We start from the raw sequence: 26,967 nt of genomic DNA, 5'->3' as shown, positions 1-26,967 counted from the left end.
GTACTTGTCGATTCGCCAGTCTCTTACCTTCCGCATAGGCGCGTTTATCGTCTTCGTGTGTCTCGTGCTGTTCGCGATGGACGCCTGGCGCAGCCTCGCATCGCGCCGCGTGCAACTGGCCGAAATGACGTCCGCGACCGCGAATCTCGCGCGCGCGATGGCGCAGCACGCGAACGACACGATCAAGGAAGCGGATACGACGCTGATCGGCATCGTCGAGCGGGTCGAGCAGGATGGGACGAGCCCGGCCGCGCTCGACCGGCTCCATCGTTCGATGGTCTCGCGCGTCAAGGAGTTGCCGCAGCTCAACGGCCTTTTCATCTACGACAGCGACGGCGACTGGATTGTCAACTCGCAAGCGGAACTGAACCCGAAGCTCAATAACGCGGATCGCGAGTACTTCATCTTTCATCGCACGCATGTGGACAAAAGCGTGCACATCGGCCTGCCAGTGCGCAGCCGGTCGACCGGAAAATGGGTGCTTCCCGTGTCGCGCCGGCTCGACGGGCCGGGCGGCGAATTCGCGGGCGTCGCGCTCGCGACCCTGGACATCGATTTCTTCTCGCGGTTCTACGACAGCCTCGATGTCGGCGAAGCTGGCGCGACCGCCTTCGTGACCAACGGCGGCATCATGGTCGTGCGCCGTCCGTTCGAGGAGCGCTTCATCGGCAAGAACGTCACGGATACGGTGCTCTTCCGCAGCCATCAATCGATGGGAGACTCGGGCTCGTTTATCTCGAAGTCGTCACAGGATGGCGTCACGCGGCTCAACAGCTTCCGTAGCCTCGAAGACTATCCGCTCTTCGTTTCCGCCGCGCTGTCCCGCGACGAAATCCTCGCCTCCTGGTGGCACGACACGCTCTGGCACGCCATCGGCACGAGCTTGCTGGTGCTGGTCCTGGCGATCTTCGGCGTTCGCCTCGTGCGGCAGGTCACCGCGCGCACGAAAATTGAACAGGAACTGGCCGCCAGCCTGGAAACCACGCGCGCGATTCTCGACACGGCGGTCAATCCGGTCATCACGGTCGATGGCAAGGGCGCGATCCGCTCGTTCAACCGGGCCGCGGAAAGCGTGTTCGGGACGACGGCGCAAGGCATGGTCGGCCGCAATATCCGCACGCTGGTTTCAACAGGCTCGATCGATACCTATAACGAGTACATCAGGCAGTTCGTGGGCGCGTCCATCAAGGCGACCGCGAGTTGCGAGGTCCTTGGACGGCGCGTGGACGGCAGTTCGTTCCCCGCACATGTATCGACCGGGTCGATGGACGTCGACGGCGACCGGCAGTTCGTCTGCGTCATCACGGATATCTCGCAGCAAAAGCAGGAGCGCCGCGAACTCGCCGATGCGCGCGACCAGTTGCTGCTGGCCGCCGATCTGGCGGAACTCGGCATCTGGTCCTTGGACGTAACGACGGGCGCGCTGCAATGGAACGCGCGCATGTTCCAGATCTACGAGCTTGCCGTGTCCCAACTGGGACGCCCGCTCAACGTGGACGACTGGACGGGACGCGTTCACGCCGACGATCGCGATACGGTCGCCGCGCGCCTGCAGGCTGCGCTCGAAGGCGATGCGGAATACCTGCCGCCGTTCCGGATCGCGCTTCCGGGCGATCGTATCCGCTACGTGCAGAACGCGATCCGCACGCATCGCGATGTCAATGGCAACGTCGTCACGGTAACTGGCGTGAGCCACGACGTGACTGACCAGCACGATCTGGAACTGCACCTGCGCACGGCCAAGGAACGCGCCGATACCGCGAGCGCGGCGAAATCGACGTTCCTCGCCAACATGAGCCACGAAATTCGCACGCCGATGAACGCGGTGCTCGGCATGCTGCATCTCGCGCAGATGACGAGCCTGAACCGCCGTCAGCGCGACTACGTCACGAACGCGGAAACAGCGGCGAAATCGCTGCTCAGCCTGCTCAACGACATCCTCGATTACTCGAAGATCGAAGCGGGCAAGTTGCACCTCGAACCGCATCCGTTCGAATTCGAAACGGTGATGCAGGACCTCGGTGTCGTGCTGGCCGGCAATCAGGGAACGAAAGACGTCGAACTGCTGTTCGACCTCGATCCGCGCCTGCCCGCCATCACCACCGGCGACAGCCTTCGTCTGCAACAGGTGCTGATCAACCTCGCGGGCAACGCGCTCAAATTCACTTCGCACGGTCAGGTTGTCGTTAGCGTGAAGCGGCTTGAGGCGCTGGAGCACGCGGTGACCGTGCGCATTTCCGTGAGCGACAGCGGTATCGGTATCAGCGACGAGCAATTGAGCCGCATCTTCGACGGCTTCACTCAGGCCGAAGCCTCGACGTCGCGCCGCTTCGGCGGATCGGGACTCGGGCTCGTGATCTGCAAGCGCCTGATCGAGTTGATGGGCAGCGAACTGAAGGTCGAGAGCCGGCTCGGCGAAGGCAGCCGTTTCTGGTTCGACGTCGAACTCGGGACCGAAGTCGAGCATCAGGCTATCGTGCATCACGCTGTGGCCGAGGTCGAACGTCCGGTGCGCCTGCTGATCGTCGATGACAATCGCATCGCCGCGCAAGTTCTGTGGCGTACGATTACCGCGCTCGGCTGGGAAGCCGATATCGACTACAGCGGTATCGATGCCGTCGAGCGGATCGCCGATTATTCGCGCAAGGGAAATCGCTATGACATGGTGCTGATGGACTGGCGCATGCCGGATCTCGACGGACTGAATGCCGCCAAGCTCATCAACACGCAGCATTGCGACGGCTCGCCTCCGGTCGTGATGATGATCACCGCGTATGGCCGTGAGGTCCTCGCCGAAACGCAGGATCATCAAGCGGCGCCGTTCGCCGGATTCCTGACCAAGCCGGTCACGCCGAAGCAGATCAAGGCCGCCGTCCTCGATGCACTGGCGGGCGAGAACGTGCAGCGTCCCACTCAGCCTGTCGCCGCGACTCGGCGCTCGAACCGCCTTGGCGGGCTGAATCTGCTCGTCGTCGAGGACAATGCGCTGAACCGGCAGGTCGCCGAAGGCTTGCTGGTCGCGGAAGGCGCGTCGGTCCGCATCGCGGAGAGCGGGCATGCGGGTGTCGCGATGGTCCTGGACTCGGGCGCCACCTTCGATGCCGTCCTTATGGACATCCAGATGCCCGACCTCGACGGACTCGAAGCCACGCGGCTCATCCGCGAGGATCATCGATTCGCGAAGCTGCCCGTGATCGCGATGACCGCGAACGCATCGGACGCGGACCGGCAAGCGTGCCTCGATGCAGGCATGAACGATCACGTGGGCAAACCGATCGACGTCGAGCGGCTCGTCGCCGTGCTGGTCGCGCACGCCGCTTCGCCGCAAGAGCGCGCCGAACCGGTCGCATCGAACGCGGTGTCGGACGATGCGCTGATCGAGCCGCGCGATTCGATCATCGCGCGCTTCGGCGGTAACGTCGAGTTGATCCGAAGCGCGCTGTCAGGCTTTCTGGCGCAGGGCGAGCAGCAACTGACGCAGCTCGCCGAGCGCGTCGAAGCCGAGGATGCACCGGGCAGCGCGTCGATCCTTCACGCGATCAAGGGCGCTTCGGGAACGGTGGGCGCGCGCGGTCTTTGGAAGCTGTCGAGCGGGCTCGAGCGAGAACTGCTGGATGGCGGCGCCATCGCGAGCGTTGCTGAAAACCTCGCCTATCTGCGACAACTTCTGGAAGAAAGTGCTCGCGAGCTTGCCGCGCGTTTCACTGAAGAGCCCACGCGTGCCTTCGCTCAGCCGATCGATTCGATCGAACCCGGCGAGTGGCAATCGCGCATGCAGGAAATACTGCATCTGCTGGAATCGTCCAACCTGCAGGCGATTTCGCTTTCGGAAGCGCTGTCATCGCAAACGCCGATGGAGCAGCGGCCGGGGTTCGACTCTTTCCTCGCCCGCGTCAGGGCACTCGACTTTTCGCGAGCCTCCGCGATGGCGCGCAACATGTTGGAGCACGTTTGAGATGGATGATTTTCTGCATGGCTGGCAGCTTCACGCGAACCGGCGTCCGAAACTCCTGATCGCCGATGACCAGCCCGTGATCATCCGCGTGTTGTTCGAGTTGTTCCGCGAAAGCTGTGATGTGTTCATGGCGACGAGTGGCGCGCAGGCGATTCAGGTGTGTCAAACCGAGATGCCCGATTTGATCCTGCTCGACGTGGTCATGGACGACCTCGACGGACACGAGGTCTGCCGGCGGCTCAAGGCGGACCCCACGACGAGCGGCGTACCTGTGATCTTCATCACTTCGCAGGATCAGGAAGACGACGAGGTCAAGGGGCTTGAACTCGGCGCCGTCGATTTCATCGTCAAGCCGATCAATCCGGTCGTCACGCGCGCCCGCGTGCGCACTCATCTCACGCTCAAGCTGCAAGGCGATCTGCTGCGCGCAAGCGCGCTGCTCGATGGCCTGACGGGCGTCGCGAACCGTCGCAAGTTCGACGAGGACTTCCAGGCCGACTGGCGGCATTGCATTCGCGAGAACGCGCCGCTGTCGCTCGTGATCGTGGACGTGGATTACTTCAAGCGCTATAACGACCGTTACGGGCATCAGGCCGGAGACGGTTGCCTGAAGGCTGTCGCCCGGGCGCTCTCGGAGACGTTGCGACGCCCCTACGACACCGTCGCGCGATACGGCGGCGAAGAATTCGCGTGCCTCTTGCCGAAGACGGCCCTGCCTGGCGCGGTCAGTATCGCCGAACGCATGCTGGCGGCCGTGCGCGCGCTGTCGATCGAACATGTGGCGTCCGCGGTCGAGCCGTGGGTGACGATTTCGCTTGGCGTGGCATCGGTCGCACCGGCTCGCGATCTCTCGCCCGCAGGACTGTTGCGCGCCGCGGATGAGGCACTCTATGCCGCCAAGCTTGCCGGGCGCGCGCGGGTCAATGTTGCTTTCGGCGGGTAAACGCTGAAAAGCGAGGCAACTTTCATTGCCTCGCTTGATTGAGTCTCAGATCGGATCAGGTGTTAAGAGCGATCGGATTGCGCAGCGCTTACGAAGAGCGTCGCTGCCTCTTCTTCGGTCTTGCCTTGTATCGCGAGTGCGTTCTTGACGCGCTCACGGAATACCACCGTGTCGAACGGTCGGAAGATGACATCGGATGCACCGAGGTCGAAGGCGCGGCGCTCGATCTCGGCATCGAACGCTTGGCCGAGAACGATCACCGGAACGTCGCGCTGAGCACGCGACAGGGCTTTCAGCACGTCCGTGCCATGCGTGCCGACGTCGAACAGGATCAGGTCGAAACGATGGCTGGCAGCGAGCGTCAGCGCGGCTTCACCTTCGCGCGCGAACTGCAGCTCGCCGAGGTCGGTCAGCGCTTGCAGCAGTTCCCGCTCGGCGGCGTCACCGGCGACGAGCGCCAAAACATTCGCCGGCAATGCGGCGTCCGTCGCTTTTGCTCCCTGGGCGCGCTGGCGCTTGCGCAGTTGCGCATGCACACGGGCCTGCAATTGCGAGGCGACGAGCGGCTTGGTCAGGTAGTCGGCGGCTCCCATTCTGAGCGCGTCGAGTTCCAGCGCGGGCGCATCGTGGCTCGTTACGAAAATCACGGGAACGTCCTCGAGTTCGGGGTCGTTCTTCAACAACTCGCATACGTCGAAGCCGGTCATGCTGGGAAGATTCGCGTCGAGCAGGATTACGTCAGGCTTGCACTCGCGCGCGAGCGCCAGCGCGCCTTCGCCGGTGGTCGCGAAGCGTTGATCGGGGAAATCGACGAGCAATTGACCGATGAGGCGGATGGTCGTGACGTCGTCGTCGACGATCAGGATGCGCGCTTTTTGCGGCAGAAGGCGGGATGCGACCGGTTCGTTCATTGGTTTACCGTCAGGTTTGTTGGAAGGCCGGGCCCGGTCGACGATCGCCAGGCACCCTTTCCTCCATTATCGACGCGAAGAGGCCGGTCAATCCGTCAAACACCGGTGGAAAACAGGCCTATTTCGCGTCGACTGGCAGGGAGATTTGTCGCGGCGCTCGAGGTTAACCGCAATTGCCGGCCGTCGCCAATTTGCCTTAAAAACACGGGCTCGTTCTGCCCCTTTCGCGTTAGTGCGGCAACGCAACAGTATTTTGCAATCTGAAGAAATGTGGGTAACAATGTGAACCGCTTCCGGAAGGATATTGGGTGCCCATAACACTTCGGAGTCTTGTTTAAACGACACATCGGCGAAACTCATCGCTTACAGGAGATCGAAGTCAATGTTCGAGCGTTTAATGCAGGTCAACGCGGCGTCGGGCGAATCGCAGGAAGTGCTCACGGCGCGCAAGGTAGCCGCGATCGTAGCGACGCTGACCGATGACACCACCGGGTTTTCGAAGTTCGATCATCGCACGCTTCCCGCGAGCTTTCCGATCAAACTGATCGGTTATATGCACGGATTCAGCCTCATGATTTGCGCCGCGTGGCGGGTCGAAGAATCCGGTGTTTCGAGCGCCGCTATGCGTTTCGCGGCGAGTTGCGTCTTTCCGCTTATCGAAGCGCACGATATGGATCGAATCGTCGCTCATATTGATTCCGCTACCGAGTTTTCTGTCGGACGCGAAGCGGGTCTTGCGGACGGAGAAAGTTACGTCACTACGGGACGCAGAGGAACGGCCTTGATCGACTTGCTGATGGATCAGCATGGCGGCGAAGCGGCGCCTGCGAGCGCTTTGTCGCCGCGTGAATCCTGCACGAACGTTTCTGCTTGAAGAAGCGCCCGCTCTTTCGATAAGAGCGGGCGTTGAGACTACGCGAGCGGCCGATCGCCTTCCCAGGCACGCTGAAGCAATGCCCTGAGCGGTTGTGCTTCTACCGGTCGCGGGTTCCAATAGGGATTGGACATTGCCACGTCGCAAGCGCGGTCGAGATCGGCCTCGCCCAAACCGAGTTCGCGAAGGCCGAGTGGCACGCCGAGTTCCTTGTTGAGCTCATACAGGCCGTCGGCCGCGGATTCCACGTTCAGCGCCCTCGCGATTCGCGCCATCGCGTCGTCCGCGACGAGGCTGTTGTAGGCGAGCGCATGAGGCAGAACGATTGCATGCGTCTCGGCGTGCGGCAGGTTGAACGTGCCGCCAAGCGTATGGCAAAGCTTGTGATGAAGCGCCATGCCGACGTTGCCGAGAACCATCCCGCAAAGCCACGCGCCATAGAGACAATCGCTGCGCGCCGCTTTGTCCTTGCCGTTCTTCTTGACACCGCGAAGCCCGTTGGCAAGCGCACGAATGCCCTCTTCCGCCATCAGCGACATCACAGGATTGCCGTCTCTCGCATACAGACCTTCGGCGGCATGTGCGATCGCATTCAGGCCGCTCACGAGTGAGAGATGAACCGGCAGTCCGATCGATAACTCCGGATCGTAAAGGACGGTCTTCGGTATGACCTTGTTGTCGCGTCCCGTTTTCTTCAAACCACCTTCGGTGATGCCATAGATTGGCGTCATTTCCGAGCCGGCATACGTCGTCGGAATCGCGATGATCGGCAAGGATGATTCGAGCGCAATCGCCTTGCCGAGACCGATCGTCGAGCCGCCTCCGATCGCCACCGCGCAGTCTGCATCGACTGCTTTCGCGTGCTCGCGTGCACGTCGGGCGTTCTCGATCGGCACATGCATCTGGGCGCCGTCGAAGACGCCGGCACTGGACGGTCCGAGAAGCGCCGACACCGCTTCGGCCTGCGCTTGCTGTTCCGGCGTGCAGAGAACCAGCGCCCTCTTCGCGCCGAGCGCCTCGACTTCCTGCTGAATCAGTTTCATGCTGCCGGCACCGAATACGACTCTCGACGCCTGCGTGGTATAGGTGAACTCGTACATGAGATTTGACTTCCTGTGCCGTCGAATGAACATCAAGCCTAGATGTAATCGACCTGGTGACGAGCGATGCGGCAGTCCCCCAGAACCTGCTTCGCGCGCAGGTGTTCGGGATGCGACGCGTAGGCCTCAAGCGACTCCGGATCTTCGAACTCTGTGTACAGGACGACATCGCAAGCGTAGTCCACACCGCTCACATCCATCCCGACCTCGAGTTTGCTCAGTCCCGGAATCTTGCCGCTAAGGCCCTCGAACGTGGTCTTCACGAGTTGAGCGGTTTGCTTCTTTTGCTCGGGTGTCTCGCCACGGACGTCCCACATCACGATGTGCTTGATCATATTGTTTCCGTTGGTGTAGCTGATGAACGAGCCAGATGCGCTGCCGTGTTCCGCATCTGGTCTGCCCTGAGAAAGGACGTCAAGCCTTGTTCTTGTTATAGACGTCGACGAAGACGGCTGCGAGCAGCACGACACCCTTGATCACCTGCTGGTAATCGACGCCGATGCCCATGATCGACATGCCGTTATTCATGACGCCCATAATGAATGCCCCCACCACCGCTCCGACCACCTTCCCCACGCCACCCGATGCCGACGCACCGCCGATGAAGCACGCCGCGATCACATCGAGTTCGAAGCCGGTGCCGGCCTTCGGCGTGCCGCTATTCAGCCGTGCCGCGAAGATGAGGCCTGCCAGGGCGGCCAGAACGCCCATGTTCACGAAAGTGAGGAAGCTGACGGCCGGCACGCTGACCCCCGACAGGCGAGCCGCCTTGGCGTTGCCGCCGACCGCATACACCCGTCGGCCGATCGTGGTGCGGTTCATTACGAACGTGTACACGCCGATCAGCACGCCCATGATCACGAGGACCGTCGGCAGGCCGCGATACGACGCGAGCAGGTAGCAGAAGAAAACAATCAAACCGGTCAGGACAATGTTCTTCGCAACAAACATCGAGAACGCCTGACTCTCCATGCCGTATCGGGCGGCGCCCGCACGATTGCGGAGTTCGATCACGAAGAACAGGACACCCACGAAGATGCCGAGAAGAATCGACGTGAGGTGAAGGCCGGAACCGTGGAATACATCGGGAATGAAGCCCGAACTGACGGTACCGAACGCAGCCGGGAACGGTCCGATGGATTGCCCTTCGAGCACGAGGTTCGTCAGGCCGCGAAAGACCAGCATCCCCGCCAGCGTGACGATGAACGAAGGCATCCGCCAGAACGCGATCCAGTAGCCCTGGATTGCACCGATCAACGCACCGGCCGCGAGACAGATAAAGGTCGCCCAGACGTAGTTGACTTCGTATTGCACCATCAGGACCGCTGCCAGCGCACCGACCAGACCGGCCGTCGATCCGACGGACAGGTCGATGTGACCTGCAACGATCACCATCAGCATGCCAAGCGCCATGATGACGATGTAGCTGTTTTGCAGCACCAGATTCGTGAGGTTGAGCGGCTGCATCAGGACGCCACTCGTCGATACCTGGAAGAACGCCATGATGACGACGAGTGAGAACAGCAACCCGTATTCGCTGGCGCCGCGTTTGAGCAGACTGAGGAATTCGCTGTTCTTGATTTCGGCGCCATCGGGAGCCGTTGGGGAAAGAGCCTTACGCATTTTCGATGCCTCCGTTTCGCATGATCGCCCGCATGATCTTCTCCTGCGAGACTTCTTCCGCGGTAAATTCGCCGACAAACCGGCCTTCGTTCATGACATAGATGCGGTCGCACATGCCAAGCAACTCGGGCATTTCCGAGGAGATCATGACGACGCACTTACCTGCCGCAACCGCTTGATTCATGATGTTGTAGATCTCGTATTTCGCGCCCACGTCGATACCGCGCGTGGGTTCGTCGAGGATGAGCACTTCGGGATCGGAGAACAGCCATTTGCTGATCACGACCTTTTGCTGATTGCCGCCCGACAGATTCCCTACGACGTGCGTGACACCGTGCGCACGAATCCGGAGCTTCTTGAGGAAATCCGCCGCGACGGTGATCTCCTCGTGTTCGTTGACGACACCGAGCTTCGACACGCCGCCCAGGTTCGCGAGCGAGATGTTTCTCTGGATGTTGTCGTCGAGCAGCAAGCCGTTGCCCTTGCGGTCCTCGGTCACGTAGGCGATGCCGGCCTTGATGGCCTTCTGCACCGACGAGACGTCCACTGGCTTTCCGTGCATCAGCACCGTACCGGTGATGTCCTGCCCATACGTTCTGCCGAAGACGCTCATCGCAAGCTCTGTACGTCCCGAACCCATCAGTCCGGCAATACCTACGATTTCGCCCTTTCGCGCCTTGAGGTTGACGCCTTTGATCATGGCGCGGTTGCGTTGCGTCGGGTGCTGCACGCGCCAGTCCTTGATCTCGAAGATCACCTCGCCGATATCCGGCGTACGCGCCGGGTACCGGTCCGACATCTCGCGGCCGACCATCGCCTTGATGATGCGGTCCTCGCTCACGGTTTCGGTCCGGCAGTCGAGTGCATCGACCGTCGAGCCGTCACGGATCACGGTGATGCCGTCCGCGACGCGCGAGATCTCGTTGAGCTTGTGCGAAATGATGATCGACGTCACACCGCGAGCCTTCAATTCGAGCAGCAGATCGAGCAGCGTGTCGCTGTCTTTCTCGTTCAGGCTGGCGGTAGGCTCGTCGAGAATCAGCAGCCGGACTTCCTTTGACAATGCCTTGGCAATTTCGATGAGTTGCTGCTTGCCGATGCCGAGCGTGCCGACCGGCGTATCCGGCGAGTCCGTCAGCCCTACCTTGGCGAGCAAGTCCTTCGCTTTCGAACGCGACACCTGCCACTCGATCACGCCATGCTTCGACTGCTCGTTACCAAGAAAAATGTTCTCCGTGATCGAAAGCATCGGCACCAGTGCGAGTTCCTGGTGAATGATGACGATTCCGATCGCTTCGCTGTCGGAGATATCGCCGAAGGCGCGTTCCTCGCCGTCGTACAGCACGTCACCGCCATAAGAGCCATGCGGATAGACGCCGCTCAGGATCTTCATCAGCGTGGACTTGCCCGCGCCGTTTTCGCCGCATATGGCGTGAATCTCGCCTTTCCGGACGCTCATGTTCACGTTATTCAGGGCTTTGACCGCGCCAAAGCTCTTCTGAATGCCGCGCATCTCCAGAATGGTATCCATCGTTAAACTCCTCTGGTTGGTCACGCTAGACACGTGCTTGCGTGATGCGGGAATTCCGTCGGAATCCCCGCGACGCGAATGCTGCACGTGCCTTACTTGACTTGCGCCTGCGTGTAGTAACCGCTCGTGACCAGTTCCGACTGATAGTTCGCTTTGTCGACGAGGATGGGTTTGACGAGGTACGTCGGAACGATCTTGGCGCCGTTGTTGTAGCTCTTCGTATCGTTGACGGCAACGGTCTTGCCGGTGAGCGCGTCGTCCACCATGTCGGCCGTCACGCTCGCGAGCTTGCGCGTGTCCTTGAAGACGGTTGTCGTCTGATCGCCGCGGATGATCGCCTTGATGTTCTGCACATCCGCGTCCTGTCCCGTCACCACCGCCATCACCTGCTGCGGCGAACCGTAGCCGACACCCTTGAGCGACGAGATCACACCGATCGCGATTGCATCGTTGGGCGTCCAGACGGCGTCGAGGTGATCCTTGCCGTAGAAGGCGCTCAGCAGGTTGTCCATGCGGGACTGAGCGGTCGCGCCGTCCCAGTTGCGCGTCGCGACCTTGTCGAACGCCACCTGCTTGCTGCGGATGATGAACTTGCCGCTGTCGATGTAGGGCTTGAGCACCGACATGCCGCCTGCGTAGACCATGTGCGCGTTGTTGTCGTCCGACGATCCACCGAATATCTCGATGTTGTACGGCGTCTTGCTTCCGCTCTTCTGCCACGCGGTAACGATGCTTTGACCTTGAAGCACGCCTACGCCGTAGTTGTCGAAGGTCGCGTAGTAGTCGACGTCCTTCGTCTGGCTGATCAGCCGGTCGTATGAGATGACCTTGATGTGGCGCTTCTGCGCGAGTGCGAGCGCATCGGAAAAAGTCTTGCCATCGATCGGCGCGATGATTAGCGCCTTAACGCCCTTAGCCAGCATGTTCTCGACCTGGTTGACCTGGGTCGGCACGTCATAGTTCGCGTACTGCAGGTCGGCTGTGTAGCCCTTGGCCTTCAATGCCTCGACCATGCTCTTGCCGTCGGTGATCCAGCGCGATTCGGTCTTGTCCGGCAGCGAAATACCGACCACGCCCTTGTCCTCGGCGTAAGCGGAACCGGATACTACGGCGAACGCGGCCGAAGCGGCAAGGGCGATCGCAACGTTCTTCAAGATGTTCATGTCTGTCTCCTGTTTAGGATTACCTATTTAAATATACATTTCGATTCGTCTGTGCCAGCGGCTGGCGCCCGAAGGCACCAGCCTTTCGAACGTTCAATCGATATGAATTTCCGCGCCCGCTTCTTTCGACGAAGCGAACATCGCTTCGATCACGCGGCTGATGTTGTATGCCTGCGTTGCCGGCACGACCGACGGCGTGCCGTTGCGAAGCGCATCGAAGAACGCATTCGATTCGCGGTCGAAGTACACCGGATTACCGATCTCGGCGATGTCCGGCGAGTACTCGGTTTTCTTCGTGGCCCAGATCTCCGGGAAGCTCGTTTCCTGCCATTCCGTCCAGCCTTCGGGATGCTCGCCCTTGCCCGCGTCGTAAATCTTGTAGCTCGACGGCAGCGAACGGGACGACATGATGCCTTCCGTGCCGTAAGCGGTGATGTCCCAGCTCTCTGTCCACGGCAACACGTCCCACGACATGAAGTCGACCGTGACGATCTTGTCGTCGTAGTTCAGCACTGCGCCCGCCGCATCTTCACGCGACTCGTCGCCGTGAAAGTTCGGGAACTTCGCGATGCGTGCGTTGATGGAGCGCGGCATGCCAAAGTGCAAAAGGATGCGGTCCACCAGATGACAGCCGATGACAAACACCGCACCGCCGATATCACCGGGCTGCGTCATGTGGGCCGTGCCTGCCTCGTCGTGCGAACAGCCGCCGTGCGCACGTACCTGCACCACCTTGCCGAGACGGCCGCTCTTGAGCGCCGCCTGCATCGCATCGACCGACGGCGCGAAGCGCCAGCAGTAACCCACCTGCACGAGCCCGCCCGTGCGCTCCACCGCCTCGACGATGCGCTTCGCATCGGTCGAGCTTCGCCCGGCGGGCTTTTCGCACAGCACAGCCTTGCCTGCTTCGAGCGCCTCGATGGTCAGGTCGGCCATCTTCTCGCTCTTCGAATGAACGAGCACGACGTGAACATTCTCGTCAGCCAGAATGTCCTCTTTCGAGCGCGCTTCGAGACCGAGCGCGTCCACGAACGGCGTGAGCAGCGGACTCGTATCCCACGCGCCGAGCATCTTCGCGTCGGTGCGTCGCTGAATCGCCTTGACGCGCCCGGACGTGTGCGGATGCGTAATACCCAGACATGCCACTCCAAGCGTTTGGTTCGGACCGATCTTTCGCGTCATGATGTGTCTCCTCCAGATTGCCGGTCAGACCTTGACCGTTTTGCCCGACACGGCGGACTCGAGCGCGGCATCGGCAAGACGCAGCGCCTTGAGGCCGTCCTGAACCGACGTCGGCAGCGGCGAATTCGTTTTCAGTGCGTCCACGAAGGCTTCGAGTTCGGCCTTGTAGGCGGCTTCGTAGCGTTCGAGGAAGAAGTTGAGCAGCGGCTCGCGGACATCGGTCGCTTCCTTGGACCAGCGGCGGATCGTCGAAGGGCGAAGGTTCTCCTGCAACAACATGCCCTTCGACCCCGACACCTCCATGCGCTGGTCATAGCCATACACGGCTTCCCGGCAGCAGTTGATATGGCATTGCTTGCCCGAGGCCGTGCGCAGTTGCACCATGACCGTGTCGTAATCGGACAGCTTTTCAAGCGACGGGTCCACGAGACGGCTGGCCGTCGCCATGACTTCGACCGGCTCTTCGCCGAGGAGCCAGCGCGCCATGTCGAGATCGTGAATCACCATGTCGCGGAAGATGCCGCCCGAATGCTCGACATAGTCACGCGGCGGCATGCCTGGGTCGCGGCTGGAAATGATGACCTGGCGGACTTCGCCGACGTCGCCCGCGTCGATCGCGTTGCGAAACGCCTGCGACGTCGGGTCGAATCGGCGATTGAACGCGAGCATCACGCGGCCATCGAGGCGCTCCACTTCGTTCGCAGCCGCGAGCGATTTGTCCATGTCGAGGTCGATCGGCTTCTCGCACAACACAGCCTTGCCGCGCTTGACCGCTTCCAGCATGAACGTGATATGCGTGTCCGTCGGCGTGCCGATTACCACGGCGTCGATGTCCTTGCGTTCGAGGACGGCGGCACAATCGGTCGAAGCTTCGCATCCGAGACGGCTTGCGAGCGACGTAGCCGCGCTTTCGAACGGGTCCGCTACCACGACGAGCGTAGCGTTCGGGCTGGCGGCGACATTGCTGGCGTGAATGCGGCCGATGCGGCCGGCCCCGAGTACGGCGATTCGAATCATGTGAGTCTCCAGAAATGCTCAGTTGTTGAGTTCAGGTGTTCAGGCGGCGGCGCGGTTCGCGGAGAACTGCGCGATCGTCGTGTCGAAGGCGCGCTTGGCCATTTCGTCGAGCGGAAACTTGCGGTGCGTCTCGGAGATGAGTTCCACGCCGTAGTAAGGCAGCGTGCAGCCAGCTTGTTGCAGGGCATCGATAAAGGCGGGACAGTCGCCTGCACCTTCGCCGCAAAGCTGGCGGTTGAAGGTCGAATCGTCGAACAGCGTTCCTTTGACTTGCGCGCCGACGTCATCCAGCTCGACGCCCTTGATGAAGCGCGCCGGGATTTGCGCGACCTCGCTATAGGGGCTGCCACCGCGTGCCACGTGCCAGTGATCGACCATCAGACCGCCATTGGACTGGCCGGCGCCTTCCACGATCGTCAGTGCGTCCGCGATATTCCGGATGCGGGAAAAAGGCATGAACTCGATGGCGACCGTTGCGCCAACCGTCGCGACATCTGCGCAAAGGGTCGCGAATTCGTCGGTCATGCGCGCAAAGTCGACCGGGCTTTTGTCAAAGGGATTCGCACCGATTTTCAGATTGCGCATGCCGAGTTCGCCACCCAGTTCGATGACACGCTGCCGGCAACTGTCCGATTTGACACGAGCTTCGCCGTCGAGATACCAGTCCATCAGGATTTCGAGCTCGAAGTACTTCATGCCCGTGTCTTCAAGAATCTTCTTTACGCCCGAGAGCCCGTACTTTTCGATGCTGTATTCGAGATCGTCGAGGATGAGGCCGACGCCTTTCCAGCCGGCCCGCGCAGCCGCTTCGGCGCGGTCACGCAGCGGGAACGGACTGATTTCGGTAGCGGCACACGGATACACGTCGCCAGCAAGCGTCCAGTACGCAGCCAGCAGGTCAACTTCTTTCGCGCTCATGTCAAAGGTTCCTGTCTCTCAGGTTTAGTCGGGTGGTCGTCGGCGCACTCTTGCGTGGCAAACGATTACGGAGTTGCCCGCGTGGGCGTGGTGGACGTCGCAAGGGTGAAGTCCCACGACACCGACCAGAACGGCGACGATAAGCCGACTTCCCGCGCGGCGTCGATGTCGTCGACTTGGTTGAACTCGGCGATCAGCTCGCGCTTGACGCCGAAGACCGCGTCCTCGGAAAGATACGGACAGTCGGGCGTGAAGATGTGCGTGATGACCGGGTCAAAGCCCGGTGCGGTCACGATGAAGTGCAGGTGCGCCGCGCGGTTCGGATGACGGCCCATTGCGCCGAGCAGCTTTCCGACCGGGCCGTCCGAAGGAATCGGATAGTGACGCGGCTTGACGGACTTGAACCAGTAGCGGCCTTCCGAATCGGAAGTGAAAACGCCGCGAAGGTTGGAGTCCGGTTGAACGCCCTTTTGCTGGACATCGTAGAAGCCGTCGTCATTGGTCTGCCACACTTCGAGCTTCGCATCGGGAATCGCATTGCCTTCGATATCGGTCACGCGGCCCGCAACGACCATCGGCTCGCCCTTTCCGTCGAGGCAGATGTTCGTTCCGTTGGGATACTCGGGCGCGTTGGCGACATAGAACGGACCGAGGATCGTGTTCGGTGTCGCGCCGCTCGGACGACGATGGTTGATCGCATCGACGAGCATCGATACGCCAAGGATGTCGGAGAGCAGGATGTACTCCTGACGCCAGTCGCTGCAGATCTGTCCGGTTTCGGTAAGGAAGCGGATTGCCGCGAACCATTCTTCGTGAGTCGGCTCGATTTCCTTCACGGCTTCGTGCAGATGCTTGACCAGGATCGACATGACCTGACGAAGCCGCGCATCGGCTTCCGGACCCATCCGGGCATTGACGACCTCGGCGGAACGGGCCTCGTCGAAGTACGGCGACGAGGATTGGCTAACGGTTGAGGCTTGTGCTTGCATAGCTTGTCTCCATCGATCTTGTGTGAAGCTTTGAAGCGAGTCTATATTCCTTGACGCTGGCAAAACAGAGCTGAAAAGGGAAACTCTTTCGCGAGGATCGGGAAAGCAGAAGCACGCGCGAATAGCCGCGTGCTTGCGGTTCAAGCGGTCCAGTGACGTTCGTATTCGTTGAGCTGGAAGCGCTCGATGAGCGCGTCGATGAAGAGGCGCACCTTCACTGGCATGTGAGCCCTAGTCTGGAACGCGATGTTCATCGTGAGCCTCGGGAGGTCCCAGTCATCGAGTATTGGAACAAGGCGGCCGCCCTTCAAATCGTCGTGGACGATGTATTTCGGTTGCACGAGAATGCCCATGCCATCAAGCGCGGCCACGCGCAGTATCTGGCCATCGTTCGATTCGAGCAGCGGCTTGATCTTGACGGCGACGGTGTCGCCATTGCGTTGAAACATCAGCTCGCGGGGATTGTCGGCAAGACCGTAATTGAGCAGCTTGTGCCTTGCCAGTTCCGCCGGAAAGCACGGCGATCCATTGGCTTCGATATAACTCGGCGACGCAGCCAGGATTCGACGCGTCGAGGCGAGTCTTCTGATCGTGATGTTGCTGTCTGCTTCGAAGACCTTCGTTCGAATCGCGACGTCGACGCCGTTTTCGATGATGTCGTAGTAGCGGTTGGCCGCTATGACGTCCACTGTGATATCCGGATAGCGCGCCGTGAAGTCCGGAAGCATCGGGGCGATGTGCAGCATGCAAAACGATAGCGACGCTGTGACGCGAAGCACGCCGCTAGGCCGCACGACGGCTTCCTTGATGACCGCTTCGGCTTCTCCGAGATCGGTCAATATCGACTTGCATCGCCGATGAAACTCGGCGCCGGCCTGTGTCAGGTAGAGATTGCGCGTGGTTCTGCGTACGAGCTGAACGCCGAGCCGCGCCTCCAGCGAGATCAGGTAACGGCTCGCGGCTGAAATCGAAAGATCCACTGTTTCCGCGGCCCTGCTGATGCTGCCCGATTCGGCAACCTCGACGAACAACTGGAGTTCCTTGAACTGGTCCATACCCTTCTGCTACCTCGTGATGGCTCAACTTGCGGTCGCTCATCGTGGTCACGATGCCGGCCTCATGGTAGCCCACGAGTTCTATCTTTTTGACTCTAAAAACTATCAAAAACACATCAAGTATTTTGATTTATGTGCTGCGTTTCCATGCGTGCTCCTTCAAGCGACGAGACAGCTCGGTGAGATCGCAGTCGTCATGAAGTGCGCGTTGCATCAACTCGCTCTGGCTTTGCGGAGCAAGACCGCCTAGCGGAGGATCGCGGTCGAGATTGGTCGGAAACGGGTAGCCTTCAGCACACGCTGCGATGGCTGCGGCGATCTCGGCCGGTTGCATGCGTCCGTTTCGCATGCGCTCGCGCAGCACGGGATAGACCGCTTCGCACATGCGCGTGCGATCGAGCGTCTCCATCGCCCGGCCGAATGCGGAGGAGATCTGGAGCAGGTTCGCGACGCGGTGAATGTCCGCCGTGACGTTCGAGCCAGCCGAGTGATGGAGCGCGGGGCTGAAGAAGATTGCATCGCCTTTGGCGAGCGGAGCCTGCACATAGTGGCGTTCGAAATAGTCGCGAAAGTCCGCCCTTCTCCACGCTGCGTATCCCGCGGCATACCGTTGCGAAAACGGCAGAAGCTTCGTCGGACCGCTCTCTACCGGCATATCGCTGTGCGCGACGGCCCCTTGCAACGTCAGCAACGCGGACATCCCGTGCACGTCTGCGGGGTAACGCTCAGCGCCTTCCGATGACTGGAATCCGAGGTGATAGTCGCGATGAGGCTGCTGCGCTTCCCCGCCCGGTCGAACCACGTTCACCTGTGACGTCATCTGATAGCAGGGCCCGAGCCATGCCTCGGCTGCGGCCATCAGGACCTGATTCGAAAAGTATTCCGCAAACACTTCAGGCGCTGCGAGGCACAGTTTTTCCTGTGCATTCCAGATGCGGTCATTCGCGCCGGCTCTTGCGAAATGGTCGCCTCCTTTCGATCCCTGCGCCTTCTCGCTTCGAATGATGATTTCGAAGACCCGCGTGGCCTCGTCGATACATTGCGTATCGGCGAAAGCTTGCCGGAGGATGAATACGCCAGCGCCCTCTCTCAATACACGCGCCCACTCGGCCTGCAACCGGGACCGTTGCACCTCATCGCTCAGAACGCCCGCGAGGTCTGGGCAGTCGTACACCGGGATTCGCTCGACAAAATCAGCCGCGTATCGCGTCGTGCCGATGTCACCTTCGGAAAGAACCTTCACAAAATCGTCCAACCGGCAATCAAGTTCGCGATACCAGCCGCCGCTCTGAGAATCGTGAGTCATTTGCGTCTCCGTTTTCGATGTAGGATAGCGCCCAAGAGATACATCGGCATGGCAAAAAGCCATCAAAAAACTATCAAAAGGAGCGTGGAGATGGCGCATCGCTTCCTGATCAAGGAAATCGCGCTTCAGGCGGGTCTGGGCGTGGCAACCGTCGATCGCGTATTGAACGATCGTGCTCATGTACGCGAGCACACGCGCCTGCGAGTCGAGCAAGCGATCAAGGAACTCGAGAAACAGGAACTGCGCCTGGCAACGACCGGGCGGAAGCTCTTTGTCGACGTCGTCGTCGAGGCACCCGCCCGCTTCGCCGACGAGATCAAGAGCGCACTCGATGCCGAATTGCCCATTTTCCAGCCGGCAACCTTTCGACCGCGCTTCACTTTGCGCGAAACGATGTCGACATCGGAAGTGCTCGACACACTGCAGACGATCAGCCGTCGCGGAAGCCACGGCGTCTTCCTGAAGGCACGCGATGTTCCGGAGATTGCGGAAGCCATCAGTGAGTTGCAGCGTCAGGGAATACCCGTCGTCACGATCTTTACCGATATTCCGCTATCAGGACGCGTTGCGTATGCGGGACTGGACAACCGCGTGGCGGGTGCCACAGCCGCGTATCTAGTCGGGCAATGGCTTGGGCCTCAACCGAACACCGTTCTGATCACGATGAGCGATGGACATTTCCGGGGCGAGGAGGAACGTGAAATCAGCTTCCGGCGCGCGTTGCGAACACGGCATCCGCAACTCAAGCTGATCGATGCCAGCGGAGGACACGGCCTCGATGGCCCGACCGAGGAGCGGGTCCGCAAAGTCGTAAACGCGGAAACCAGCATCGCGGCCGTCTATTCGATGGGCGGTGGCAACACCGCCATACTCCGCGCACTGGAGGCACGAAAGCAGAATCCCGTTTGCTTCATCGGGCATGACCTGGACAGGGACAACGTCCGGCTTCTGAGAGAAGGCAAGGTCCAGGCGATCTTGCACCATGATCTCCGGCAGGACATGCGCTACGCATGCCAGCACGTCATGCACTTTCACAAGCTGATGCCGGCCACGGCGGTCTCGTCTTCATCGTCTGTCGTCGTCGTGACGCCTGAGAACGTGCCGGATTACATCGCAAGCAGATTGCGTTTGTGAAGCGCTTTGAGACGCTGCGAAGCCCGGTATCGCATCGGGCTTCGCACGCGTTCTTTAGAAGCTCGTTGCAAGGCCCGCGATCACGCCGAACTGGCTCTTGCCATAGTTCGGATTGGAGCTGGATGCGCTGCCGTTCACGGGGTCGTCGTTGGTGTTCGCGCCATAGAGGCCGCCATTCAGACCGAGGTTCGACGTCGAACTGTTACGCACGTAGCCGAGTTCGGTGTAAAGCAGCGTGCGTTTCGACAGCGAATACGTCCCGCCGAGCGTGAACAGCGTAGCGTTACCGTTGCCGTTGTTGGCGTTAGCGTGGTACACCGCCCCGGTGATGGCGAGAGCGGGCGTCGTCTGCCATATCGCACCGACCCATTCGTGATTCACCGATGTCGGCAGCGTGGTTCCCCCCGGCGGCGCCGACGCAGCGCCGGTTCCGAAGTAACCACCCGTCGACGCATCCGGAGCGCTAAGGTGCTGATAGCCGACATAAGCTGTGACCGGTCCGAATGCATAGGTCAAGCCAGTAAGGATGGAACGTGACGCGAGATACACGTTACTGAACTGGCCGTTGCCGTCACGCACTTCATCATAGGTGGCCTGCCAGAAGAGACCCCGATTCGCGTACGACAACTTGATGCCGTCCGCCCGCCCTTGAGAACTGCCGAGGCCGCTGGTAGTCCCCAACTGGCCCGGCGCGCTTCCCGGATTACCAGAATTCCAAGTCGGTGAATTGGTCAGGTCATACTGCCCTTGCAAAGTGAATCCACCGATAGTCGGCGACAGATACTCTGCACCGTTCGCCGCTTGAGAAAAGATTCGTCCGCGCACGAGGGTGCCGATCGAATACTTCTTGGTTTGCTGTGGATCGACGTCTCCGGAATACTGGCTGATTTCGGCCGAACCCATATTGCCGAACTTAATTTGCCCCCACGTATCGTTGCGAATTCCGACGGTCGCTTGTCCTTCGAAGAAGCTTCCGTTCGCCACGGTTCCGTTTTGTGTGTTCAGCCGCGACTCGAGTTGAAAGATCGCCTGGGTGCCGCCGCCCAGATCTTCCGCGCCTTTAAGGCCGAAGCGGGACTGTGCCCACCCACCGCTTTGCGCGCCGAACACATGACCGTTCGGCAAGCCCGTTTCATACACAAGGCCGTTGTCGACGATGCCGTACAGCGTCACGCTGCTTTGAGCATGAGCCGATGCGGCGGCAGTGACCGCCAGCAATCCACACAAAACCTTTTTCATCGTATCTCCTGATGTTCTTGATCGTGAGTTTTAAATGGTCATGCGCTTTAAAGCCGACACTCTTTCCTCCGCCCATGCGTCAGCAGTGACGCTTTTTGATCAGCATCACGCTTGAACAACGGGTAAGGGCAAGGTGCAAGAGAAGAAATGCGCATACGGCGATGAATGCCGTAAGCGGCGTCTCCACTACGTTCTTTTGTAGTTTTGCCGGAGTCTATATTCCCTAACCACTTGCACAAAGAGCCAAAGGGGGAATCTCTTTCGCGCAAACAGGGAAACTGAATTCGAGGAGAAGGCGGGATAATCTTTCAGCGTTATGCTAAGCACTCGATTGGGCGGCTTTAGTCCTGGTCGCGCCGCAAACGCTTGGTCTTTAACGAAAACGTAGATGACAGCTAACGCCGTCACAATCATCCCAGGAGCGAAGACATGAAACGCAGCGAACTGATTGTCCGCGTGATTTCCGCAAGTGTTTCGTTGTGCCTCATCTCGATACCAGTATCGTCGGTTCATGCTGCCGATGAGCAAGCCGCTGCGGCCAGCGCTGCTACGTCCAAGCAGGCGCAAAAGGCTCAGCGGAAGACCGATCGAAAAGCGCAGCGCGCGAAAAACAATGCGGAGTTGAGTGAACTTGAGAAGAACGGGTATAAACCCGCCGGAAATCAGACCGATTACCCGCAGAACCTTCAAAACGCTCAACGAAAAGCGGACGCGAAGAAGCAAGGGGCGTCGGCGCCTTGATGTGCTTCGATGTGTTGTCGTCGACTGCCTGAGCTACGGATCTCGGGTAGTCGCCGACTAAACCCTGTCACGCCAGGGTGCGAAGGCGTCGATGCCAATGACAAACACGGCGAGCGGCTTGCCCGACACAGGACCGGCCTCAGAGCCGCGAAACGTCAGTTAGTTGCATCGCGAATCATCGCGAAGTGCGCACTCATGTCGCACGTTTCGATTCCCTGCCGGTCGCACGCAGCGATGACCGAAAAAGGTGTACCCTCGACCTACGGACACTCACCGGTGTGTGTAATCTCGTATTCATCGAATCCGCGAAACCACCGAGGAACACCATCATGACCGTCATCAAAGCCGCCGCAGTCCAGATTTCCCCCGTCTTGTACAGCCGCGAAGGCACCGTCGAAAAAGTCGTGCAGAAAATTCTCGAACTGGGCAAGAAAGGTGTGCAGTTCGCCGTCTTCCCGGAGACGGTGGTGCCCTATTACCCTTATTTCTCATTCGTGCAGACGCCCTTCCAGATGGGCGCCGAGCACTACAAGCTACTGGAGCAGGCCGTGACCGTTCCCTCCGCGACCACCGATGCGATCGGCAAGGCGGCGGCGCAAGCGAACATGGTGGTGTCGATCGGCGTCAACGAGCGCGATGGCGGGTCGCTCTACAACACCCAGTTGCTCTTCGATGCCGATGGCACGCTGATCCAGCGGCGCCGGAAAATTTCTCCGACCTATCACGAGCGCATGATCTGGGGCATGGGTGACGGTTCCGGTCTCAAGGCGGTCGATAGCGCCGTTGGCCGGATCGGCCAACTCGCCTGCTGGGAGCACTACAACCCGCTGGCCCGCTACGCGCTGATGGCCGATGGCGAGCAGATCCATGCGTCGATGTATCCTGGCTCGTTTGCCGGCGATCTCTTCACGCGGCAAATGGAAGTCAGCATTCGCATGCATGCGCTGGAATCGGCCTGCTTCGTCGTCAATTCAACCGCATGGCTCTATCCGGAGCAACAGGCACAGATCATGGCCGACACGGGTTGCCCGATCGAACCGATCTCCGGCGGATGCTTCACCGCGATCATCGATCCCGAAGGCGAGATACTCGGCTCCCTGACCGAAGGCGAGGGTGAAGTGATCGCGGACCTGGATCTGTGGAAGATCGACAAGCGCAAGCGTCAGATGGATTCGCGCGGCCACTATAGCCGTCCCGAGCTCCTGAGCCTTTCGATCGACCGCACGCCACGCTCTCACGTCGAGGAGCGCAATGCGCGGCCGAAGCTCGAAGCGGTCGTGAATGAGGAAACCGTTGTCTAAGCGTTCACGTGTCGGAGGCGTCATGCACCACGTAGGCCTTATTCTTTATCCCGACTTTCAGGTCCTGGGGCTATCGATGTGCTCGGCCTTCGAACTCGCGAACAGTGCGGTTGGCAAGCGGGCTTACGAAATCAGTCTGCTATCGGAGCATGGAGGGCTCGTGCAGACATCGGCCGGATTCGGGATCGACACGAAACCGCTGGTCAAGCAACCCTTCGACACCCTTATCGTCACCGGCTATAACCGCGAAGTGCGGGCGTCGCCTGCGTTGGTCAACTATTTGCGTGAAGCCGAGCCGTCGACCCGGCGTATCGGGTCTATCTGCACGGGTGCCTACATTCTTGCTGCAGCGGGCTTGCTCGATGGACGGCGAGCGACGACCCACTGGGAAAGTGCACGCGCTTTCCAGAGTCTCTTTCCGAAGGTGAAGGTAGAAGAGGATCGCATTTTCATCAACGACGGAAAGGTCTGGACGTCGGCCGGCATGAGCGCCTGTGTCGACCTGGCGCTCGCCTTGGTGGAGCAGGACCTGGGGCACGACGTCGCGCGCCGCGTCGCCAAGCAACTGGTCCTCTATCACCGTCGGGCGGGCGGGCAATCGCAGTTTTCGGTGATGCTGGAAATTCAACCCAGGACCGACCGGATACAGGCCGCGCTGATCTACGCAAAGGACAATCTGAAGTCCGAGCTATCCGTCGATGATCTGGCGCGAATCGCCAATTTGAGTCCTCGGCAATTCCGTCGGGTGTTCCAGACGGAGACCGGCCAGTCTCCGGCAAAGGCCATCGAAAACTTGCGTCTGGAAACCGCCCGGCTGCTGATCGAAGGCGGTTACCGGACCGTCGACAGCATCGCGAGAGAGACCGGCTTCGGGGATCGGGAACGGATGCGCCGCGCGTTCGTGCGCGCTTTCGGTCAGCCGCCACAAGTCATTCAGCGGGCAAGCCGCGCTTGAGCACGCATCCACGGCCATCGATCATGAACCGACAAACACCGCTCCCGTCCCGTAACTGGGTGAAGCGCGCCGAGCCGATAGAAGGCATCGAGCGCATCGAGGCGTGCTTTCACGGCAACGCGTATGCGATGCACCGCCACGATACCTACGCGATCGGCCGCACGCTCGCGGGTGTCCAGAGCTTCAATTATCGGCGCAGCCAGCGGGACAGCCTGCCGGGCAACACGCTCGTCCTGCATCCGGACGAGGCTCACGACGGCCAGGCCGGCACCGACGAAGGGTTCCAGTACCGGATGATCTACGTCGAACCCGCGCTCTTTCAAGACGCGCTCGGCGGACGCGAACTGCCGTTCCTCGAAGGAGGCGTGACGAGCGATCCGCGCCTGGCAGCGGCGACCTCGACGTTGCTGCAGAATGTCGGGTACACGATCGAGCCGCTCGAACAGAGCAATGCGCTCGCCGAACTGGCGCACGCGCTTGCCGCGGTTGCCGGCACGCCAGTGAGGCGCCCGAAAGGCGACTTCCTCGCGGCGCGGCGTGCGCGCGAGTACCTGCACGCGAATTGCGCGCGCATCGTTACGCTCGACGAACTCGAGGCAGTGACGAGCCGCGATCGATGGAGTCTGTCGAACGACTTTCGCCTGTTCTTCGGCACGAGTCCATACCGTTACCTGACGATGCGGCGGCTCGATGCCGTGCGCCGCATGCTGCTCGCTGGCACCTCGCTCGCTCACGCCGCAGCGGCGGCGGGTTTCGCCGATCAAAGCCACATGACCCGACACTTCGCAAAGGCTTTCGGGCTGACGCCGGGGCGTTGGCTCCAGATTGCGGGCGCCTGAAAACACCCACGATCGTTCAATACGGCCGCAAAGAGCATGCGTACCCTGGACGCATCGACCTTTGAACGGAGCTAACGATGTCCCAAACCTCAAGCCACTTTAGCCTGCCAGCCGGGCGCGGCCAGTGCCAGAGCATCGACCTGGTCAGCAAGATCGCGCAGATCGATGGTCACTGGCAACCACGCGTCGTCACCGAGATGAACGACTACCAGTTCAAGGTCGTGAAGGTGAAAGGCGAGTTCGTCTGGCATCGGCATTCCGACACCGACGAAACCTTCATCGTGCTCGAAGGCGAGTTGCGCATCGACTTTCGCGACGGGCCGTCGGGCGACGGTTCGATCGTGCTGCGCCCCGGCCAGATGGCCGTCGTCCCGAAGGGCATCGAACACAAGCCCTGCGCCGACGCGGAAGTGAAGCTGCTGCTGATCGAGCCGCGAGGCGTGCTCAACACGGGCGACGGTGCAACGAACGGGCGTACCGTAGAAAACGACCAGTGGATTTGATGTCGCTTTAGCGGCGATAAAAGCGACCCGCGTGCAGAGTCATCCGATACTGGTTATCATTGATCAACCCGAGTACGCAGGCATTCCGGTCGACGCAAAGGGCTCTTGCACAGGAGCCGGCGTCATGCACGAGAGGATTCAACACTCAGCCGTTGACAACCCGGTCGCCAACGGCCCGAGTCTTCCGCTTTGGGAAGAACTCACGCGGCAGGGCATGAATTCCGCAAGCAAACAGCAACAAGCAACGGCATTCACCGCTTACGAGCACGCGCTGACCATTGCGCGCCGCCTCATCGAAGCGCCTCCGCCCGGGCGCGACGAAGACTGCATCGCGGCGCTCGTCGTCTCTCACCACAACCTCGCCGATCTTCACGCAGACCAAGGCAATCGCGACGCCGCCGCGCGCCTGCTCTGCCAAGCCCACGAATTCCTGATCGCGCTGACACTTAGCGCGGAGCGTACCGCCACGTTTCGGCGGATCGCCCTGCGTCACAGCCGCGAAACCCACGTGGCACTGATTCGTCACCTCGCCCGTTATGGGCAGCATCCCCTCATTGCACGGACCCTCGACGACGCCAGTCTGGCGCTTTCCGCCAGCGGCCCGGCCCGGCATTGATTCCTCTCATCGTCAGAAAAAGGAGATTCGCAAATGGCTTATTCACTGCCTCCCTTGCCTTACGCATACGATGCGCTCGAACCGAACATCGACACGCGCACGATGGAAGTGCACTACACGAAGCATCATCAGACTTACGTCAATAACCTCAACGCCGCCCTGGAAAACTCCGAGCACGCGAACCTGCCCATCGAACAATTGATCGCGCAAATCGACTCGCTGCCCGAAACGGTTCGCACACCCGTGCGCAACAACGGCGGCGGGCATGCGAACCATAGTCTTTTCTGGACGATCATGTCGCCGCAAGGTGGCGGCAAGCCGGAAGGCGAAGTCGCGCAGGCAATCGATGCCGACCTCGGAGGATTCGATGCTTTTAAGGACGCCTTCATCAAAGCCGCGCTCACGCGGTTTGGCAGCGGCTGGGCATGGCTGAGCGTCGACGCGAGCGGCAAGCTTGCCGTCGAGAGCACGGGCAATCAGGATAGTCCGTTGATGACTGCCATCGGCTCCGGCAATACGCCGATTCTCGGCCTCGACGTGTGGGAGCACGCGTACTACTTGAAGTATGAGAACCGCCGGCCGGAATATATCGCCGCGTTCTTCAATGTCATCGACTGGAAGGAAGTCTCTCGGCGGTATGCCGAAGCAAAGAAGTAAACGATGAGTGGGGGAGATTTCCCCCACTTCTTTCTGTCAATGCCGGGTCTTGTCTTCGAACTCGACGTCCTCGATTTCGCCGCTTTTGACCACTCGCTCGCCGGGCCTTTCGTGCGTCGGCTGGTGCATCCGCTCGTTGATCTGCTCGTCCATCCGCGCCCGCATCTGCTTGCGCAGATCGCGCGTTTTCCACCAGAAGTAGCCGCCTATCACCACGCCCACGGCCAGCACGACGGCCAGCATGAGCAGCGATACCATCACGGCCGCAACCAGCAGCGCCGCACCCACTACGATCGTCAGGATCTTCCTTGGCAAGCCCGGTCCACCCAGGCCAAGGTTCGCGTTACTGCGGCCAAGTTTCTCTTGCTGCTTGTCGAATTGCATCACATCTCCCGCTGCGGTGTCATCAGCCATA

25 protein-coding genes and 1 pseudogene are annotated in these 26,967 nt (G+C 60.5%); 12 read left to right on the top strand and 14 right to left on the bottom strand.

All coding sequences use genetic code 11. The annotated features are described in order from the left end of the window. The first annotated feature begins 4 nt into the window (after window positions 1-4). Together AWB65_RS08645 and AWB65_RS08640 are read left to right on the top strand one after the other, a co-directional pair. Window positions 5-3,955 (top strand): response regulator, encoded by a 3,951-nt coding sequence (locus AWB65_RS08645; RefSeq protein WP_235007553.1) that lies wholly within the window; start codon window positions 5-7, stop codon window positions 3,953-3,955. 1 nt (window position 3,956) lies between these two features. Continuing rightward, a complete protein-coding gene (locus AWB65_RS08640; RefSeq protein ID WP_087666757.1) occupies window positions 3,957-4,898 on the top strand; it encodes a diguanylate cyclase in 942 nt (313 codons plus the stop codon). A 62-nt stretch (window positions 4,899-4,960) separates the two neighbouring features. On the opposite strand, the gene AWB65_RS36295 is transcribed toward AWB65_RS08640, so the two are convergent. Beyond that, complete coding sequence (locus AWB65_RS36295) at window positions 4,961-5,809, bottom strand: response regulator (protein ID WP_159907576.1); 849 nt, start codon at window positions 5,807-5,809, stop codon at window positions 4,961-4,963. Window positions 5,810-6,191: 382 nt separating this feature from the next. Between AWB65_RS36295 and AWB65_RS08630 the strand changes: the two genes are divergently transcribed. Beyond that, a complete protein-coding gene (locus tag AWB65_RS08630; protein WP_087666756.1) occupies window positions 6,192-6,683 on the top strand; it encodes a hypothetical protein in 492 nt (163 codons plus the stop codon). 38 nt (window positions 6,684-6,721) lie between these two features. Here the strand turns inward: AWB65_RS08630 and AWB65_RS08625 are convergent, their stop codons facing one another. From AWB65_RS08625 to AWB65_RS08575, 11 genes are all read right to left on the bottom strand, one after another. Next, window positions 6,722-7,783: a maleylacetate reductase gene (locus AWB65_RS08625; RefSeq protein WP_087666755.1), complete on the bottom strand. Its 1,062-nt coding sequence runs from the start codon at window positions 7,781-7,783 to the stop codon at window positions 6,722-6,724. Between the two features lie 38 nt (window positions 7,784-7,821). Beyond that, window positions 7,822-8,118: a Dabb family protein gene (locus tag AWB65_RS08620; RefSeq protein ID WP_087666754.1), complete on the bottom strand. Its 297-nt coding sequence runs from the start codon at window positions 8,116-8,118 to the stop codon at window positions 7,822-7,824. A 79-nt stretch (window positions 8,119-8,197) separates the two neighbouring features. After that, the gene (mmsB, locus tag AWB65_RS08615; RefSeq protein ID WP_087666753.1) at window positions 8,198-9,406 is read right to left on the bottom strand and encodes a multiple monosaccharide ABC transporter permease; all 1,209 of its coding nucleotides are present in this window, start codon (window positions 9,404-9,406) and stop codon (window positions 8,198-8,200) included. Next, window positions 9,399-10,937, bottom strand: a complete 1,539-nt coding sequence (gene mmsA / locus AWB65_RS08610) for a multiple monosaccharide ABC transporter ATP-binding protein (protein ID WP_087666752.1) — start codon at window positions 10,935-10,937, stop codon at window positions 9,399-9,401. Before mmsA ends, mmsB begins: the two co-directional genes overlap by 8 nt. Window positions 10,938-11,029: 92 nt before the next feature. Continuing rightward, window positions 11,030-12,100, bottom strand: coding sequence for a multiple monosaccharide ABC transporter substrate-binding protein (gene chvE, locus AWB65_RS08605; RefSeq protein WP_087666751.1), 1,071 nt, complete (start codon window positions 12,098-12,100; stop codon window positions 11,030-11,032). Between the two features lie 93 nt (window positions 12,101-12,193). Beyond that, a complete protein-coding gene (locus AWB65_RS08600; protein WP_087666750.1) occupies window positions 12,194-13,282 on the bottom strand; it encodes a Gfo/Idh/MocA family protein in 1,089 nt (362 codons plus the stop codon). Window positions 13,283-13,306: 24 nt separating this feature from the next. Then, window positions 13,307-14,299: an inositol 2-dehydrogenase gene (gene iolG, locus AWB65_RS08595; protein ID WP_087666749.1), complete on the bottom strand. Its 993-nt coding sequence runs from the start codon at window positions 14,297-14,299 to the stop codon at window positions 13,307-13,309. Window positions 14,300-14,338: 39 nt separating this feature from the next. Beyond that, window positions 14,339-15,217: a sugar phosphate isomerase/epimerase family protein gene (locus tag AWB65_RS08590; protein ID WP_087666748.1), complete on the bottom strand. Its 879-nt coding sequence runs from the start codon at window positions 15,215-15,217 to the stop codon at window positions 14,339-14,341. Between the two features lie 65 nt (window positions 15,218-15,282). Beyond that, window positions 15,283-16,206 carry an intradiol ring-cleavage dioxygenase gene (locus AWB65_RS08585; protein WP_087666747.1) on the bottom strand — a complete coding sequence of 308 codons (924 nt, stop codon included), beginning with the start codon at window positions 16,204-16,206 and terminating at the stop codon, window positions 15,283-15,285. A 140-nt stretch (window positions 16,207-16,346) separates the two neighbouring features. Continuing rightward, a complete protein-coding gene (locus AWB65_RS08580) occupies window positions 16,347-17,261 on the bottom strand; it encodes a LysR family transcriptional regulator (protein ID WP_087666746.1) in 915 nt (304 codons plus the stop codon). A 130-nt stretch (window positions 17,262-17,391) separates the two neighbouring features. Continuing rightward, window positions 17,392-18,567: a phytanoyl-CoA dioxygenase family protein gene (locus AWB65_RS08575; protein ID WP_087666745.1), complete on the bottom strand. Its 1,176-nt coding sequence runs from the start codon at window positions 18,565-18,567 to the stop codon at window positions 17,392-17,394. A 48-nt stretch (window positions 18,568-18,615) separates the two neighbouring features. On the opposite strand from AWB65_RS08575, the pseudogene AWB65_RS37825 reads away from it, so the two are divergent. Together AWB65_RS37825 and AWB65_RS08570 are read left to right on the top strand one after the other, a co-directional pair. Beyond that, a pseudogene (locus tag AWB65_RS37825) lies at window positions 18,616-18,741 on the top strand (hypothetical protein); the annotation flags it as partial. Window positions 18,742-18,975: 234 nt separating this feature from the next. Continuing rightward, on the top strand, window positions 18,976-19,701 hold the full coding sequence (locus AWB65_RS08570; RefSeq protein WP_235007552.1) for a substrate-binding domain-containing protein: 726 nt from the start codon (window positions 18,976-18,978) through the stop codon (window positions 19,699-19,701). 54 nt (window positions 19,702-19,755) lie between these two features. Here the strand turns inward: AWB65_RS08570 and AWB65_RS08565 are convergent, their stop codons facing one another. Further along, window positions 19,756-20,940, bottom strand: a complete 1,185-nt coding sequence (locus AWB65_RS08565; protein WP_087666743.1) for a porin — start codon at window positions 20,938-20,940, stop codon at window positions 19,756-19,758. Between the two features lie 429 nt (window positions 20,941-21,369). Here AWB65_RS08565 and AWB65_RS08560 point away from each other — a divergent pair, with 429 nt between their 5' ends. The 7 genes from AWB65_RS08560 to AWB65_RS08530 all read left to right on the top strand — a co-directional run bounded on the left by AWB65_RS08560 (window position 21,370) and on the right by AWB65_RS08530 (window position 26,552). Continuing rightward, window positions 21,370-21,681: a DUF4148 domain-containing protein gene (locus AWB65_RS08560; protein ID WP_087666742.1), complete on the top strand. Its 312-nt coding sequence runs from the start codon at window positions 21,370-21,372 to the stop codon at window positions 21,679-21,681. 329 nt (window positions 21,682-22,010) lie between these two features. Further along, window positions 22,011-22,982 (top strand): nitrilase-related carbon-nitrogen hydrolase, encoded by a 972-nt coding sequence (locus AWB65_RS08555; protein ID WP_087666741.1) that lies wholly within the window; start codon window positions 22,011-22,013, stop codon window positions 22,980-22,982. A 22-nt stretch (window positions 22,983-23,004) separates the two neighbouring features. Then, window positions 23,005-23,937, top strand: a complete 933-nt coding sequence (locus AWB65_RS08550; protein ID WP_087666740.1) for a GlxA family transcriptional regulator — start codon at window positions 23,005-23,007, stop codon at window positions 23,935-23,937. Window positions 23,938-23,960: 23 nt separating this feature from the next. Beyond that, on the top strand, window positions 23,961-24,776 hold the full coding sequence (locus tag AWB65_RS08545; RefSeq protein WP_087666739.1) for an AraC family transcriptional regulator: 816 nt from the start codon (window positions 23,961-23,963) through the stop codon (window positions 24,774-24,776). 77 nt (window positions 24,777-24,853) lie between these two features. Beyond that, entirely contained in the window at window positions 24,854-25,279 is a 426-nt protein-coding gene (locus AWB65_RS08540; RefSeq protein WP_087666738.1) for a cupin domain-containing protein, read from the top strand. A gap of 124 nt (window positions 25,280-25,403) precedes the next feature. Next, window positions 25,404-25,895: a DUF2753 family protein gene (locus tag AWB65_RS08535; RefSeq protein WP_087666737.1), complete on the top strand. Its 492-nt coding sequence runs from the start codon at window positions 25,404-25,406 to the stop codon at window positions 25,893-25,895. Window positions 25,896-25,928: 33 nt separating this feature from the next. After that, window positions 25,929-26,552 carry a superoxide dismutase gene (locus AWB65_RS08530; protein ID WP_087666736.1) on the top strand — a complete coding sequence of 208 codons (624 nt, stop codon included), beginning with the start codon at window positions 25,929-25,931 and terminating at the stop codon, window positions 26,550-26,552. A 36-nt stretch (window positions 26,553-26,588) separates the two neighbouring features. Here AWB65_RS08530 and AWB65_RS08525 read toward each other — a convergent pair whose 3' ends face one another. Continuing rightward, a complete protein-coding gene (locus AWB65_RS08525) occupies window positions 26,589-26,966 on the bottom strand; it encodes a hypothetical protein (RefSeq protein WP_235007551.1) in 378 nt (125 codons plus the stop codon). Between the last annotated feature and the right edge of the window lies 1 nt (window position 26,967).

Origin of the sequence: Caballeronia humi (assembly GCF_001544475.1) — a bacterium.
In the GTDB taxonomy this organism is placed as follows: Bacteria; Pseudomonadota; Gammaproteobacteria; order Burkholderiales; family Burkholderiaceae; genus Caballeronia; species Caballeronia humi.
Note: the sequence above shows the minus strand (reverse complement) of the source record. Positions and strands in the feature narration are given on the sequence as shown.

Bases quoted from the DNA above. Each gene is read 5' to 3' on its own strand.
- AWB65_RS08640 (WP_087666757.1), top strand. From the start codon at position 3,957: ATGGATGATTTTCTGCATGGCTGGCAGCTTCACGCGAACCGGCGTCCG.
- AWB65_RS36295 (WP_159907576.1), bottom strand. From the start codon at position 5,809: ATGAACGAACCGGTCGCATCCCGCCTTCTGCCGCAAAAAGCGCGCATC.
- AWB65_RS08630 (WP_087666756.1), top strand. From the start codon at position 6,192: ATGTTCGAGCGTTTAATGCAGGTCAACGCGGCGTCGGGCGAATCGCAG.
- AWB65_RS08625 (WP_087666755.1), bottom strand. From the start codon at position 7,783: ATGTACGAGTTCACCTATACCACGCAGGCGTCGAGAGTCGTATTCGGT.
- AWB65_RS08620 (WP_087666754.1), bottom strand. From the start codon at position 8,118: ATGATCAAGCACATCGTGATGTGGGACGTCCGTGGCGAGACACCCGAG.
- mmsB (WP_087666753.1), bottom strand. From the start codon at position 9,406: ATGCGTAAGGCTCTTTCCCCAACGGCTCCCGATGGCGCCGAAATCAAG.
- mmsA (WP_087666752.1), bottom strand. From the start codon at position 10,937: ATGGATACCATTCTGGAGATGCGCGGCATTCAGAAGAGCTTTGGCGCG.
- chvE (WP_087666751.1), bottom strand. From the start codon at position 12,100: ATGAACATCTTGAAGAACGTTGCGATCGCCCTTGCCGCTTCGGCCGCG.
- AWB65_RS08600 (WP_087666750.1), bottom strand. From the start codon at position 13,282: ATGACGCGAAAGATCGGTCCGAACCAAACGCTTGGAGTGGCATGTCTG.
- iolG (WP_087666749.1), bottom strand. From the start codon at position 14,299: ATGATTCGAATCGCCGTACTCGGGGCCGGCCGCATCGGCCGCATTCAC.
- AWB65_RS08590 (WP_087666748.1), bottom strand. From the start codon at position 15,217: ATGAGCGCGAAAGAAGTTGACCTGCTGGCTGCGTACTGGACGCTTGCT.
- AWB65_RS08585 (WP_087666747.1), bottom strand. From the start codon at position 16,206: ATGCAAGCACAAGCCTCAACCGTTAGCCAATCCTCGTCGCCGTACTTC.
- AWB65_RS08580 (WP_087666746.1), bottom strand. From the start codon at position 17,261: ATGGACCAGTTCAAGGAACTCCAGTTGTTCGTCGAGGTTGCCGAATCG.
- AWB65_RS08575 (WP_087666745.1), bottom strand. From the start codon at position 18,567: ATGACTCACGATTCTCAGAGCGGCGGCTGGTATCGCGAACTTGATTGC.
- AWB65_RS08565 (WP_087666743.1), bottom strand. From the start codon at position 20,940: ATGAAAAAGGTTTTGTGTGGATTGCTGGCGGTCACTGCCGCCGCATCG.
- AWB65_RS08560 (WP_087666742.1), top strand. From the start codon at position 21,370: ATGAAACGCAGCGAACTGATTGTCCGCGTGATTTCCGCAAGTGTTTCG.
- AWB65_RS08555 (WP_087666741.1), top strand. From the start codon at position 22,011: ATGACCGTCATCAAAGCCGCCGCAGTCCAGATTTCCCCCGTCTTGTAC.
- AWB65_RS08550 (WP_087666740.1), top strand. From the start codon at position 23,005: ATGCACCACGTAGGCCTTATTCTTTATCCCGACTTTCAGGTCCTGGGG.
- AWB65_RS08545 (WP_087666739.1), top strand. From the start codon at position 23,961: ATGAACCGACAAACACCGCTCCCGTCCCGTAACTGGGTGAAGCGCGCC.
- AWB65_RS08540 (WP_087666738.1), top strand. From the start codon at position 24,854: ATGTCCCAAACCTCAAGCCACTTTAGCCTGCCAGCCGGGCGCGGCCAG.
- AWB65_RS08535 (WP_087666737.1), top strand. From the start codon at position 25,404: ATGCACGAGAGGATTCAACACTCAGCCGTTGACAACCCGGTCGCCAAC.
- AWB65_RS08530 (WP_087666736.1), top strand. From the start codon at position 25,929: ATGGCTTATTCACTGCCTCCCTTGCCTTACGCATACGATGCGCTCGAA.
- AWB65_RS08525 (WP_235007551.1), bottom strand. From the start codon at position 26,966: ATGGCTGATGACACCGCAGCGGGAGATGTGATGCAATTCGACAAGCAG.